The following is an 11,531-nucleotide window of genomic DNA, read 5'->3' on the forward strand; positions in this document are numbered from 1 at the left end:
CATGCGCGCAGTGACCTGGCAGGGCAAACGACAGGTGTCGGTCGACACCGTGCCCGACCCGAAGATCATCGAGCCCACCGACGCCATCATCAAGGTGACCTCGACCAACATCTGTGGATCGGATCTCCACCTCTACGAAGTCCTCGGCCCGTTCATGCAGGCCGGCGACATCCTCGGGCACGAACCGATGGGCATCGTCGAGGAGGTGGGCAGTGAGACCGGAGACCTCCGCGTCGGCGACCGGGTGGTCATCCCGTTCCAGATCTCTTGTGGTTCGTGCCTCTTCTGTCACGACGGACTCATGACGCAGTGTGAGACGACCCGCGTCACCGAATCCGGGATGGGCGCCGCACTCTTCGGCTACTCCCAGCTCTACGGCTCGGTGCCGGGCGGACAGGCCGAGTATCTGCGTGTACCGCAGGCCCAGTTCACGCACATCAAAGTGCCTCTGGAGAAGCCGGATTCACGCTATGTGTACCTCTCCGACGTACTTCCCACGGCCTGGCAGGCGGTGGCCTACGCCGAGATCCCCAAGGGCGGAACGGTCACGGTGCTGGGCCTTGGCCCGATCGGCGACATGGCTGCTCGCATCGCCGCGCACCAGGGCGCGCGGGTCATCGGCGTCGACCGCGTGCCCGAGAGACTCGCCCGGGCGGAGGCCCGCGGTGTCGAGACCGTGAATTTCGACGCTGTCGACAACGTCGGCGACGCCATCCGCGACCTCACCGGCGGACTGGGTACGGATTCGGTGATCGACGCCGTCGGCATGGAGGCACACGGCTCGCCGATCAACAAGGCACTGCAGAGCGTCGTCGGACTGCTGCCGGATGCCGTGGCCCGCAAGGCGATGTCCGAGGTGGGTACCGACCGGCTGGGTGCTCTCTACTCGGCCATCGACATCGTCAAACGCGGCGGGACGATCTCGCTCTCCGGGGTCTACGGCGGCGCGGCCGACCCGCTGCCCATGCTGACCATGTTCGACAAGCAGATCCGGCTGCACATGGGTCAGGCCAATGTGAAGCGATGGGTTGACGACATCATGCCGCTGCTCACCGACGACGACCCGCTGGGTGTCGACACCTTCGCCACCCACGAGCTACCGCTGGACGAGGCCCCGCAGGCTTACGAGACCTTCCAGCGGAAGAACGACGGCATGGTCAAGGTGATCCTCAAGCCATGACACCAGGGGGTTTGCCGCTGACGCCGTTACCGTCCTCGTCCTCGACGACGACCTCGGCCCGGAGCGTTTCGAGGATGCGCGTCAGCAGTCGCGACACATGCATCTGCGAGATCCCCACCTGACGCGCGATCTCGCTCTGCGACATCGATTTGAAGAACCGCAGGGTGAGGATCGTGCGTTCCCGTTCGGTGAGTCGCGCAAGCGCCGGCTGGAGCGTGACGAACTCCTCCACGAGTTCCAGGCGTGCATCCTCGTCGCCGAGGGTGTCGGCCAGGGTCCAGCCGTCGGTCGAGGAGCCGGCCTCCGCGTCGATCGAGCTCGCGGTGTAAGCCGATCGGGCGACCATGCCCTCGATGACCTCGTTGACGGGTAGTCCGAGATGCTTGGCGATCTCGCTCGGGCGCGGCGACCGGCCCAGGGACTGCAACAGCTCTTCGCTGGCCTTGGCGATGTTGAGGGAGGCCTCCTGCGCCCGGCGAGGAACGCGGATAGACCAGGTGCTGTCGCGGAAGTACCGCTTCACCTCGCCCATGACGGTCGGCACGGCGAACGCGAGAAAGTTGTTGCCGCGCTCGACGTCGAAGCGATCGACCGCGTGCATGAGACCGATCCGCGCCACCTGGCGCAGATCGTCGATGGGTTCCCCGCGCTCGGAGAAGCGTCTGGCGACATGATCCGCCAGAGGCAGGCACCTCGCGATGACGTCGTCCCGAAGGCGGGCACGGCGAACGTCGTCCTTCTCCTCGCGCATCGCCCGAAGTGAAGGTAGGACGTCGCTGTAGTCGTCGTGATCGCCTCGGTCACCCGACGCCATTCTCACCACCAGACATGTGCAGATTGCTCGAAATGATGCGCCGAGGTGTCCAGGCCGCATCCCGAAGAAGCGCGATGTGCGCACCGGTTTCGACGCATATCCGACTCAAGCCAACCACGGTCACCGGTTTGCGTCCAGCCACACCCGGTTGCGGCCTGGTCACGGCGATATGGCGGCAAGACGCATCTCCGTCACGGCCGCCGAAGTCGGCACAGCCTTGTACGCAACCCGTCTGCAACGTAGGGTAGGGAGTGCGGTTCAGGTAGAAGCTGCGTTCGAAGTGATAGGCGCCCAGGGCCTTCTCGCTTTCCACCATCACGTTCCACATGCCCGCTGTCCGGGCACCCGTGAACTTGGGGGTACCCCACCGATCACACGGGGCACCAAGGCTTCCGATCCAGAAGTGACGGTCGGGCCAGACGCATTCCACTGAAACGAGAACATCATGGCTCTCACTTCTTCGACGACTTTTCGCTCAGCCTTCGACCCCGCCACCGAGCCCACCCCGAAGGTACATCCGCATCAGTTCGTCTCACCGAAATCATATTGCGTGCAGGGATTTTCAGGCAGTGTCGATCGTGACTCGGCCGCCGATTTCGCCGCCGCGCTCGACCGCGTGATCAGCGGCCCGGTCGACGGCATCGTCTTCGACTTCTCCGGTCTGAACTTCCTCGGAACTGTGGGGCTGGTCCTGCTCCGTTCGTTCATCGACGACGCCGGCGCACGCTCTGTGCCAGTCGTCCTGGTCGGTGGCCGTAGCGTCACGAGGCCCCTCGAGCTCTGCGGAATGGACTCCTACGTAAGAACTTTCGAGACCATCGAGGATGCCGGCCACGCGCTGACCGAGACCCAGGTCGGTCCGAGCACGATGGAATTCACCATCGCCGAGTAAGCGAATCGCTCTACTGCGTCGCCCCCCACCGGCGAGCAGGTGAACACACCCGGCTGACCGCGTGTCGGCCGGGTTTGTCGCGTCAGCGGAACGCCGAGGACCCCGTGAGCGCGCGACCGATGGTGAGCTGATGGACTTCGGAGGTGCCTTCGTAGGTCAGGACCGATTCCAGGTTGTTGGCGTGGCGGATCACCGGATACTCCAGGGTGATGCCGTTGGCGCCCAGGATCGTTCGGCATTCGCGGGCAATCGCGATCGCCTCCCTGGTGTTGTTCAGCTTGCCGGTGCTGACCTGTTCGGGCGTGAGCTCGCCGCGATCTTTCAGACGGCCGAGGTGGTAGGCCAGCAGGTGACCCTTGCCCACCTCGAGTGCCATGTCGGCGATTTTGGTCTGGGTGATCTGATACCCGGCCAGCGGCTTGTCGAACACCTCGCGGGACTGCGCGTAGTCGATGGCGACCTCGAGGCAGTCACGGGCTGCGCCCATGGCCCCGAAGATGATGCCGAAGCGCGCCTCGCCGAGGGCGGTCAGCGGCCCGCGAAGGCCCTCCGCCTTCGGCAGGATCGCGGAGGCAGGGAGACGGACGTCGTCGAACACGAGCTCTGAGGTGACCGAGGCGCGCAAGGACATCTTCTTGGAGATCTCCGGCGCCGAGAACCCCGGCGTGTCGGTCGGTACCACGAACCCCCGGATGCCGCCGGGACTGTCGGCGAGATCGGTCTGCGCCCACACCACCGCGACATCGGCGATCGAACCGTTGGTGATCCACATCTTCGTCCCGTTGAGGACCCAGTCGTCGCCGTCGCGCTTGGCGTGGGTTCGCATCCCCGAGGGGTTGGACCCGAAGTCGGGCTCGGTCAGTCCGAAACAACCGATCGCCTCACCCGCCGCCATCCGGGGCAGCCATTCGTTCTTCTGCTCTTCCGAACCCCAGTGGTGGATGGAGAACATCGCGAGCGACCCCTGTACCGACACCAGGCTGCGGATTCCGGAGTCGACGGCCTCGAGTTCCAGGCAGGCCAGCCCATAGGACATCGCGCTCAGACCAGGACAGCCGTATCCGTCCAGGTGCATTCCCAACGCTCCGAGTCCCCCGAGTTCCCGGGCGATCTCGCGGGCGGGCAGGCGAGCCTCCTCGAACCAGTCGGCGATGTGCGGGCGCAACTTCGACGCGGCGAAGTCCCGCACGCTGTCGCGGATGGCGATCTCGTCGGCGTCCAGCAGGGAGTCCAGGGCGAAGAGCTGGGGCAGGGTGCTGGAACGAGACATTCGGACCTCCGTCGAGAGTTGGACGCGGCGGCGGACCGAGCTCGCCGCGAGAACGTTTGCAAGAACGTTTGCATCGCCTAAGGTAGGTGTTCGGCCGTCGACGGTCAACAGGCACCGGCCAGAGGAGGAGCAGCGTGGTCAGTGGTCAGCGTGCGCCCACGCTGAAAGAGATCGCGCATCGTGCCGGCGTCCATGTGTCCACCGCGTCCCGGGTGCTTCGCCAGGCCGAGCCGGCCGACGGCTGGTCGGAGTCGGCGCTACGAGTGCGGGAGGTCGCCGACCAACTCGGTTACCAGCGCAACGTGTGGGCGGCCAGCCTGCGGACCCGCAAGACCACCACGATCGGGGTCGTGATGACGCGACTCACCGACGGCGTCGTCGCGACGACGTACCAGGGCATCGAGCAGGCCGCCACCCGGGCCGGTTACTCGGTGTTGCTGTCGAGCCCACCCGATGACGACGCCGCCCAACGCCGCGCCATCGAACTGCTCGTCGGTCGGCAGGTCGACGGCCTGCTCCTGAGCGGGCTACACCGACCGGGACGCGACTTCGTCGAGTCCTTGCGCATCGGCGACCTTCCCCTGCTGACTCTCACCCGGCACGCCGACGCCGGACTCGCGTTCGTGGGCGGCGACGACGTGCGTGGCGGACGGATCGCCGCCCGCCATCTCCTCGAGCGCGGGCACACCGATCTCGCCGTCATCGCCGGCCCCACTCATGCCACGACGGCAACCGACCGGCTCAGCGGATTCCGCGCCGAACTCCACGACGCCGGGATCTCGCTGCCCGACGACCGCATCATCGCCTCGACCTTCGAGGTCGACGGCGGCACAGCGGCCGGTTCCGCCCTGCTCGACCGTCCGGACCGTCCGCGGGCGATCTTCGCGGTGTCGGACACGATCGCGATCGGAGTCCTCGGCGTGGCACGCGATCTCGGACTCCGCATACCCGACGACCTCGCCCTGATCGGCTACAACGACATCCCGGTGGCCGCCCAACTTCCCGTCCCGCTCACGACCATCCGCTCACCGGCCCAAGAGATCGGCGAGGTGGCGGTGCGCGGTCTCCTCGACCTCGCCCTCGGGCGAGACGTCGAATCCCGCCGGTTGCCTGTCGAACTCGTGGTGCGCGGCAGCACGTGACGGTACGGCACGGGATGCCCACCGGATCGCACTACGCCGCCGTCGCACCGCAGACCCGAATCAGAAGTGCTGCGCCCCACCGTCGATGGAGATCTCTTCGGCGGTGATGAACTTCGCCTCGTCCGAGGCGAGGAAGGCAACGACGCCCGATACCTCCTCGGGCTCGGCCGCGTACTGGTTGACGAACGTCATCCCCATGCCGGCCAGGCGCGGATTGGCCTGGTTGGTCTCCTCGATACGCGCGACCATCCGTCCCGATCCCATCGGGGTGATCACCGCGCCCGGGTGAACGGTGTTGACGCGGATGTCGTGGTTGCCGAGTTCGGCGGCGAACGCCCGTGACATGCCGACGAGGGCGTGTTTGCTGGTCGTGTAATGGACCATGAAGGGCTGCAACTTCTTTCCGGCCAGCGAACTGATCAGTATCACCGAACCGCCACCCCGATCGATGAGGTGGCGAGCCGACGCTGTGACGGTGTTCCACACGCCGGTCACGTTGACGTCCATGGTGTCCCGGAAGGTCTGCGGCGTCACCTCCGCCCAGGTCTCCGGGATACAGATACCCGCGTTGGCCACCACCACGTCGAGTCCGCCCAGGGCGGCCACTCCGTCGGAGACGGCCGATGTCAACCCGTCCAGATCACGTGTGTCGCACCGGGTCAGGATAGCCTTGGCGCCCTGCTCCTCGATCAGACGCCGCGTCTCGTCGAGGTCTTCCTCGGTGGCCGAGTCGTACGGTACGCCCGGTAGCGGGCCGGCGAGGTCCACACCGATGATCTGCGCACCTTCTCCCGCGAGACGAACCGCATGCGCTCGACCCTGGCCGCGGGCCACTCCGGTGATGAACGCGACCTTGCCCGCCAGACGTTCTCCTGGATACCCCACAACCGCTCTCCTCTCACCGCCGATGGTCGGACACTACCGATGACGAGCACCCGGGAGGGGGTTTCGACCCACTCGCCGGGACACACGCGCGCACCACCGCCGGGTTCACAGGCCGACTGGTTCGGACCGGCGGCGCACCGCCCACGCACGGGCGAGGGCAAAAGTCGCGCCCAGGATCGTCATCACGACGAGGATCGTGGCCACCCACGTCGGCGTCGAGGTCGTGTAACCGAGCCAGCCGGCGACACCGACGCCCGCACCGGTGGCCAGGATGGCGCCGACGGGCAGGGCGACCGCGGTCGCGGCGACGGTCGCCCTGGTGTGCCCGTCGCCGGACACCCGCAGCACCCCGAAGATCCCGGCGAGCACGAGCACATAGCCGAAGACGCCGCTGACGGCGTAGACGACGAGAACCGGATTCTCGGCGTCGGAATTGCCGGTGAATGCATCAGCCAGCAGGATCACCGCGGGAGCCAGCCCGACCACGACACCGATCAGCCCGGCGCCGACGACGCGACCCAGCCGGAGGCCGGCGGGTTCCGCCAGCCGCACACCCGCCGCCCGCAGCACGGACGCCACGAGCAGGCCGACGACGGCGCCGGCCACGGCCGCGACGATCAACGACCCGCCCGAGTCCATCCGGCCGAACCCTGCTGTGTAGGCGGGGCCCCACACCATCCCGAAATCGGGGCCGCCGGCGGACCCGCGTCCCTGGGCCAGTGCGGCACCCAGAGCCGCCACGACGGCTCCGAACGTCGCGAGACCGGCGAGTTGTTTCCACATACCGCCACTATGGTCGGTCGCGACCTCCGCCGCGGCACGGACACGCTGGCCCGCCGACACCCGTGCGGGGTGTCGCGCCTCGTCAGGACTCGGAATCGCCTGAACGCTCCTGGGCAACCCGGAACATCGCGACGACCGCCGTCCGGACGTCGGCACGGTCGCGGACCGGCCGATCCCAGGCGATCCGCACCCCGACGACCCCCTCGGGGACCGAGATGTCGAAAGTAGCTGCCTCGTGGTCGAATCCGGTCATCGTCGCCGCGATCGCGTCCGGGCGCCCGCCCAACACACGGCAGATCAGCAAGGAGTCGTCGGCGTGATCATCGTTCATGTGCGCGAGCACGGCAGCCACGACGTCCGGGCCGAACTGCGCCCTCTCCGCAGCGTTCTGGTCAGTCACGCGCAGCCTCATCGGCATCGGTGCGCACGAATGCGGCGACCCACCGCTGGAAATGTTCGACGTCACCGCCGTTCGCCTCGAACCACCCCCAGGACCCGCCGCGTGCACCCGTCACATCGCCGACGACCAACTCGATGGCCTCACGCGGTGTGCGCAGAATGGGTGCTTCCAGCGTGGTGCCCGCCGGGATCCGCTTACGTGCCCGCAGCCGGGCGAAGACACCGGCGATACCGTCCTCGGTCCGGTGGTAGTCGGTGATCACCGACGATTCGTCGACGCCGGCGAGCAACAGGGCGATGGCGATGATCACGCCGGTGCGGTCCTTGCCTGCGGCGCAGTGCACCAGAGTTGCGCCACTGGGGTCGAAGTCGTTCAGCGCGGCGGTCAGCCGATGGCCACCCGTCCGCATCATCGCGGTGTAGATGTCGACGAGTGCGGTGTCGGCAAGGCGGTCGACGCGAGCACCCGACGACACCGGACGGTGCACGACCCGCACATTCGCCGGCCACGTGACGGCCATCCGGCCCAGCTCCGTGGGGTCCCGCAGATCGACGACGGTCGCCGGCGGCCACGGCATGCCCACGGGATCCTCGTCGTCGGGATAGGGGGCGTCGCTGCGGATCAGCACGTTGGCGGCGGTGACGCCGCCGTCGGCGACCCGCATGCCACCCAAATCGCGAATGTTGGCGAAAGTCCGCAGATCAGAGGCGGAGGAGAGGGTCACAGCTTTCCCGATCGTCGATGTGCGCGGTGGTCGGTCGCACCTCACCTTACGCAGGCGGTGACACGCCGGGCCGCTGACGTACCGTGGCGACGGTGCGGTCGGCAACCCGATCGCCCCGACCGCCCCACCGCCCGACCGCAAGACCGCCACGAGAGGACACCGGTGACGACCTACCACTCCTACGAGCCGTCGCACGGCCACCGGCTGTCACACGACCCCGTCAACGCCATCGTCGCGCCGCGGCCCATCGGCTGGATCTCCACCGTGTCCGGGAGCGGGGTTCGCAACCTCGCGCCCTACAGTTTCTTCAACCTCTTCAACTACACGCCACCGATCGTCGGCTTCGCCAGCATCGGCTACAAGGACACGACCACCAACTCGATCGAGTCCGGCGAGTTCGTGTGGAACCTCGCGACCGACGACCTCGGCGAGAAGATGAACGCCACCTCGGCGGCGGTACCCGCAGGCGAAGACGAGTTCGACGTCGCCGGCCTGACACCGGTCGCTGCCGATCTCGTCGCGCCGCCGCGCGTCGGGGAGAGTCCGGTGAGTTTCGAATGCCGGGTCACCCAGTCGTTCCAGTTGCGCACGGCCGCAGGCGATCTCGTCGACACCTGGATGGTCCTGGGTGAGGTCGTGAAGATCCACATCGCCATCGAGCTCTTGCGCGAGGACCAGACTTTCGACACGGCCGGGGCGCGGCCGCTGCTGCGGGCGGGCGGACAGGGCGACTACTTCCTGCCGAGCGACGACCATCACCGTTTCATGAAGCGGCCCAAACCCGCCACGCGCTAGCCGCCACCGGTCGGCGGGTTGCCGCTCACGAATTCCGGAGCCGCTCACCGAGTTTCGGTGATCGGGAACGGAATCGGTGAGCGAAACCGGGTGGTCAGAGGCTAGGCGCCGCGTACGGCATGGTCGATGTCGGCGCCGGTCGGCATACCGGTACGCGCACCGACGGCCGCGACGGACAGGGATGCCGCCGCACCACCGCGCTTCGCGGCGTCGACCACTGACGAGCCGTCGGCGAGCGCAGCCGCGAACACCCCGTTGAAGGTGTCGCCCGCACCCGTCGTGTCGACCACCTGGTCGACGTGGCCGGCAGGCAGTGTCACCGTGTCACCGGCCGGGTCAGCGATGAGGACACCCTCGGCACCGAGCGTCACGAGAACCGATGCACCCGTTCGGGACGCCACCGCCACTGCCCGATCGGCCGCCGCCATCTCCGGAGCATCCCGACCGTCGGCGATCAGTCCGTAGAGGTCGCGGAGCTCCGACTCGTTGGGCGTGAGTACCGGCGCCGACGACATCAGGTCGATGGTCGACGGCAGCACCGGGGCGGGATTGACGACGCATCGGATACCCCGCGCAGCTGCCGCTGTCACTGCCGCTGCAACGGCGTCGGCCGGGATCTCGGTGCTGACCAGGACACATCCGGCCCAGCTCGCAGCGCGTTCGACCGCGGCACCGACCGCGGTGGCGTCGAGGGCGGCGTTCGCGCCGGCCCCGACGGCGATCTGGTTCTCACCGAATGGATCGACCACGATCAGTGCCATCCCGGTCGCGACTCCGTCGAGAACGCCCACCTCTGTCACGTCGACGCCCTCGTCCTGCAATTCGGCGAGTGCGGCCGCGCCCATGTCGTCGGAACCCACAGCGCCGCAATATCGAACCTCGGCACCCGCGCGCGCGGCAGCGACGGCGGCATTCGCACCCTTCCCGCCGCCGTGGCGAGTCACCGTCGGGCCGACGACCGTCTCGCCGGGACCCGGGAGGCGGTCGGTCTCGACAACGAGATCGACGTTGACGGCCCCGACGACGAGAAGTTTCGGCATGGTCCGGACCGATCCTTTCGAGGTTGCTGCTCACGCCGCGGCACGAGGTGGCTCGTGCCCGCAGATGTCGACAACGTACCCGCCGACGCGCGAGAAGACCGTCGACCGCCACGCGCGGCAACCGGCCCCGGCGCGGGAAGCGCCGGGGCCGGTCACATCACAGGGCCGGGAGCATCAGCTCGCGGCGGTCGCGTCCCGCTTCGGTAGCACCCAACCCGGGCGCGCGAAGTGGCAGGTGTAGCCGTTCGGGAAGTTGAGCAAATAGTCCTGATGCTCGGGCTCGGCCTGCCAGAACGGACCAAGCTCCTCGATCGTCGTGACCGCCTTGCCAGGCCACAGTCCCGATGCATCGACATCGGCGATGGTGTCCCGGGCGACCTGCTCCTGCTCCGGTGTCACCGGGAAGATCGCCGAGCGGTAGCTCGTGCCGACGTCGTTCCCCTGCCGGTCGCGCGTCGACGGATCGTGGATCTGGAAGAAGAACGCCAGGATGTCGCGATACGAGGTCTGGGTCGGGTCGAAGACGATCTCGACCGCCTCGGCATGACCGGGGTGGTTGCGGTAGGTGGCGTGGTCGTTCTGTCCGCCGGTGTAGCCGACCCGGGTGTCGAGGACGCCGGGCTGCTTACGGATCAGGTCTTCCATCCCCCAGAAGCATCCGCCCGCGAGGACCGCGGTCTCGGCGCCGGGGCGGACGGTGATCTGGCCGGTGTCGTTGGTCATGCGTTCTCCTCGTGGGTGTCGGTGTCGTGGGAATCGGTGGTGTGCGTGCCGGCGAACAGCTCGACGTACTCGCCGTAACCCTCCGCCTCGAGCTCGCCGACCGGAATGAATCGCAGCGAGGCCGAATTCATGCAGTAGCGCTGTCCGCCCGCATCGCGGGGCCCGTCGTCGAAGAGGTGCCCGAGATGGCTGTCGGCGCCGGCGGACCGCACTTCGATACGCCGCATGAACAGGCTCCGATCGACCTTGGTCGCCACGGCGTCGGGGTCGATGGGCCTGGTGAAGCTCGGCCATCCGGTCCCGCTGTCGAACTTGTCGGTCGACGAGAACAGCGGCTGCCCCGACACGACATCCACGTAGATACCCGGTTCGTGGTTGTCCCAGTACTCGTTGTCGAAGGCGCGCTCGGTGCCGTCACGCTGGGTGACGCGGAACTGCGTGTCGGTGAGGCGGCTCAATGCCTCGGGGGACTTGCGATAGGTGTTGCTCACGTTTCCTCCTGCTGACGCTCCCCCGCCCCGTCGATCGACGGCGCTCGGAAGGCGTCACCGTGCACAACACCACGATGCCCTGTTTTGGTCCCGACACGCCAAGGGCCGCCGCCCACCAGGTGGACGGCGGCCCGCGCACGGCATCGCGGAGTCCGATCAGCCCACGACGTCACGCCCGAAGATCTGCCGTGCGAGCACCCAGCGCACGATCCGAAAGAACTGCATAACCCCTGGTCCCTAATCCGAAAGAACCGCATAACCCATGCTCCCTGAGGTGCGAGGAGCGCAAGCGACGAGCCTCGAAGGGCTCGGTGAGACACGTTGCTACACCCTTCGTGGGGGGGGGGGGGGGGGGGGCCGGGGGGGGGGCGTGGGGGGGCGCCCCCGCACCC

14 protein-coding genes are annotated in these 11,531 nt (G+C 67.7%); 4 read left to right on the forward strand and 10 right to left on the reverse strand.

The window, feature by feature from the left end; all coding sequences use genetic code 11:
* Window position 1: 1 nt before the first annotated feature.
* A complete protein-coding gene (locus ACFW3F_RS09185; protein ID WP_388056477.1) occupies window positions 2–1,180 on the forward strand; it encodes a zinc-dependent alcohol dehydrogenase in 1,179 nt (392 codons plus the stop codon).
* Here ACFW3F_RS09185 and ACFW3F_RS09190 read toward each other — a convergent pair.
* Complete coding sequence (locus ACFW3F_RS09190; RefSeq protein WP_388056479.1) at window positions 1,170–1,994, reverse strand: RNA polymerase sigma factor SigF; 825 nt, start codon at window positions 1,992–1,994, stop codon at window positions 1,170–1,172. The genes ACFW3F_RS09185 and ACFW3F_RS09190 overlap by 11 nt on opposite strands.
* A complete protein-coding gene (locus ACFW3F_RS09195; RefSeq protein WP_388056481.1) occupies window positions 1,981–2,322 on the reverse strand; it encodes a hypothetical protein in 342 nt (113 codons plus the stop codon). Before ACFW3F_RS09195 ends, ACFW3F_RS09190 begins: the two co-directional genes overlap by 14 nt.
* A gap of 117 nt (window positions 2,323–2,439) precedes the next feature.
* Here ACFW3F_RS09195 and ACFW3F_RS09200 point away from each other — a divergent pair, with 117 nt between their 5' ends.
* A complete protein-coding gene (locus ACFW3F_RS09200) occupies window positions 2,440–2,886 on the forward strand; it encodes an STAS domain-containing protein (protein WP_388056483.1) in 447 nt (148 codons plus the stop codon).
* A gap of 82 nt (window positions 2,887–2,968) precedes the next feature.
* Here the strand turns inward: ACFW3F_RS09200 and ACFW3F_RS09205 are convergent, their stop codons facing one another.
* Window positions 2,969–4,156, reverse strand: coding sequence for an acyl-CoA dehydrogenase family protein (locus ACFW3F_RS09205; RefSeq protein ID WP_388056485.1), 1,188 nt, complete (start codon window positions 4,154–4,156; stop codon window positions 2,969–2,971).
* 134 nt (window positions 4,157–4,290) lie between these two features.
* Between ACFW3F_RS09205 and ACFW3F_RS09210 the strand changes: the two genes are divergently transcribed.
* Window positions 4,291–5,298 (forward strand): LacI family DNA-binding transcriptional regulator, encoded by a 1,008-nt coding sequence (locus ACFW3F_RS09210; RefSeq protein WP_388056487.1) that lies wholly within the window; start codon window positions 4,291–4,293, stop codon window positions 5,296–5,298.
* A 60-nt stretch (window positions 5,299–5,358) separates the two neighbouring features.
* Here ACFW3F_RS09210 and ACFW3F_RS09215 read toward each other — a convergent pair whose 3' ends face one another.
* The 4 genes from ACFW3F_RS09215 to ACFW3F_RS09230 form a co-directional block, all read right to left on the reverse strand.
* Window positions 5,359–6,183, reverse strand: coding sequence for a mycofactocin-coupled SDR family oxidoreductase (locus ACFW3F_RS09215; RefSeq protein ID WP_388056489.1), 825 nt, complete (start codon window positions 6,181–6,183; stop codon window positions 5,359–5,361).
* Window positions 6,184–6,288: 105 nt separating this feature from the next.
* The gene (locus ACFW3F_RS09220) at window positions 6,289–6,966 is read right to left on the reverse strand and encodes a hypothetical protein (RefSeq protein WP_388056491.1); all 678 of its coding nucleotides are present in this window, start codon (window positions 6,964–6,966) and stop codon (window positions 6,289–6,291) included.
* Between the two features lie 82 nt (window positions 6,967–7,048).
* Entirely contained in the window at window positions 7,049–7,366 is a 318-nt protein-coding gene (locus ACFW3F_RS09225) for a DUF2470 domain-containing protein (RefSeq protein WP_388056493.1), read from the reverse strand.
* Window positions 7,359–8,090: a tyrosine-protein phosphatase gene (locus ACFW3F_RS09230; RefSeq protein WP_388056495.1), complete on the reverse strand. Its 732-nt coding sequence runs from the start codon at window positions 8,088–8,090 to the stop codon at window positions 7,359–7,361. The genes ACFW3F_RS09225 and ACFW3F_RS09230 overlap by 8 nt, the downstream gene beginning before the upstream one ends.
* Before the next feature lie 162 nt (window positions 8,091–8,252).
* Between ACFW3F_RS09230 and ACFW3F_RS09235 the strand changes: the two genes are divergently transcribed.
* Window positions 8,253–8,885 carry a flavin reductase family protein gene (locus tag ACFW3F_RS09235; RefSeq protein ID WP_388056497.1) on the forward strand — a complete coding sequence of 211 codons (633 nt, stop codon included), beginning with the start codon at window positions 8,253–8,255 and terminating at the stop codon, window positions 8,883–8,885.
* 101 nt (window positions 8,886–8,986) lie between these two features.
* Here ACFW3F_RS09235 and ACFW3F_RS09240 read toward each other — a convergent pair whose 3' ends face one another.
* The 3 genes from ACFW3F_RS09240 to msrB form a co-directional block, all read right to left on the reverse strand.
* Window positions 8,987–9,925 (reverse strand): PfkB family carbohydrate kinase, encoded by a 939-nt coding sequence (locus tag ACFW3F_RS09240; RefSeq protein ID WP_388056499.1) that lies wholly within the window; start codon window positions 9,923–9,925, stop codon window positions 8,987–8,989.
* A gap of 174 nt (window positions 9,926–10,099) precedes the next feature.
* Window positions 10,100–10,648: a peptide-methionine (S)-S-oxide reductase MsrA gene (gene msrA / locus ACFW3F_RS09245; RefSeq protein WP_388056501.1), complete on the reverse strand. Its 549-nt coding sequence runs from the start codon at window positions 10,646–10,648 to the stop codon at window positions 10,100–10,102.
* Complete coding sequence (gene msrB, locus ACFW3F_RS09250) at window positions 10,645–11,139, reverse strand: peptide-methionine (R)-S-oxide reductase MsrB (RefSeq protein ID WP_388056503.1); 495 nt, start codon at window positions 11,137–11,139, stop codon at window positions 10,645–10,647. Before msrB ends, msrA begins: the two co-directional genes overlap by 4 nt.
* Window positions 11,140–11,531: the final 392 nt, after the last annotated feature.

This window comes from Gordonia sp. NPDC058843, assembly GCF_042743165.1.
GTDB lineage: Bacteria > Actinomycetota > Actinomycetes > Mycobacteriales > Mycobacteriaceae > Gordonia.

What these genes read in the sequence shown, in the direction of transcription:
- ACFW3F_RS09200 (WP_388056483.1), top strand. Translation starts at nt 2,440, where the DNA reads ATGGCTCTCACTTCTTCGACGACTTTTCGCTCAGCCTTCGACCCCGCC.
- ACFW3F_RS09220 (WP_388056491.1), bottom strand. Translation starts at nt 6,966, where the DNA reads ATGTGGAAACAACTCGCCGGTCTCGCGACGTTCGGAGCCGTCGTGGCG.
- ACFW3F_RS09185 (WP_388056477.1), top strand. Translation starts at nt 2, where the DNA reads ATGCGCGCAGTGACCTGGCAGGGCAAACGACAGGTGTCGGTCGACACC.
- msrA (WP_388056501.1), bottom strand. Translation starts at nt 10,648, where the DNA reads ATGACCAACGACACCGGCCAGATCACCGTCCGCCCCGGCGCCGAGACC.
- ACFW3F_RS09195 (WP_388056481.1), bottom strand. Translation starts at nt 2,322, where the DNA reads ATGTGGAACGTGATGGTGGAAAGCGAGAAGGCCCTGGGCGCCTATCAC.
- ACFW3F_RS09240 (WP_388056499.1), bottom strand. Translation starts at nt 9,925, where the DNA reads ATGCCGAAACTTCTCGTCGTCGGGGCCGTCAACGTCGATCTCGTTGTC.
- ACFW3F_RS09190 (WP_388056479.1), bottom strand. Translation starts at nt 1,994, where the DNA reads ATGGCGTCGGGTGACCGAGGCGATCACGACGACTACAGCGACGTCCTA.
- ACFW3F_RS09205 (WP_388056485.1), bottom strand. Translation starts at nt 4,156, where the DNA reads ATGTCTCGTTCCAGCACCCTGCCCCAGCTCTTCGCCCTGGACTCCCTG.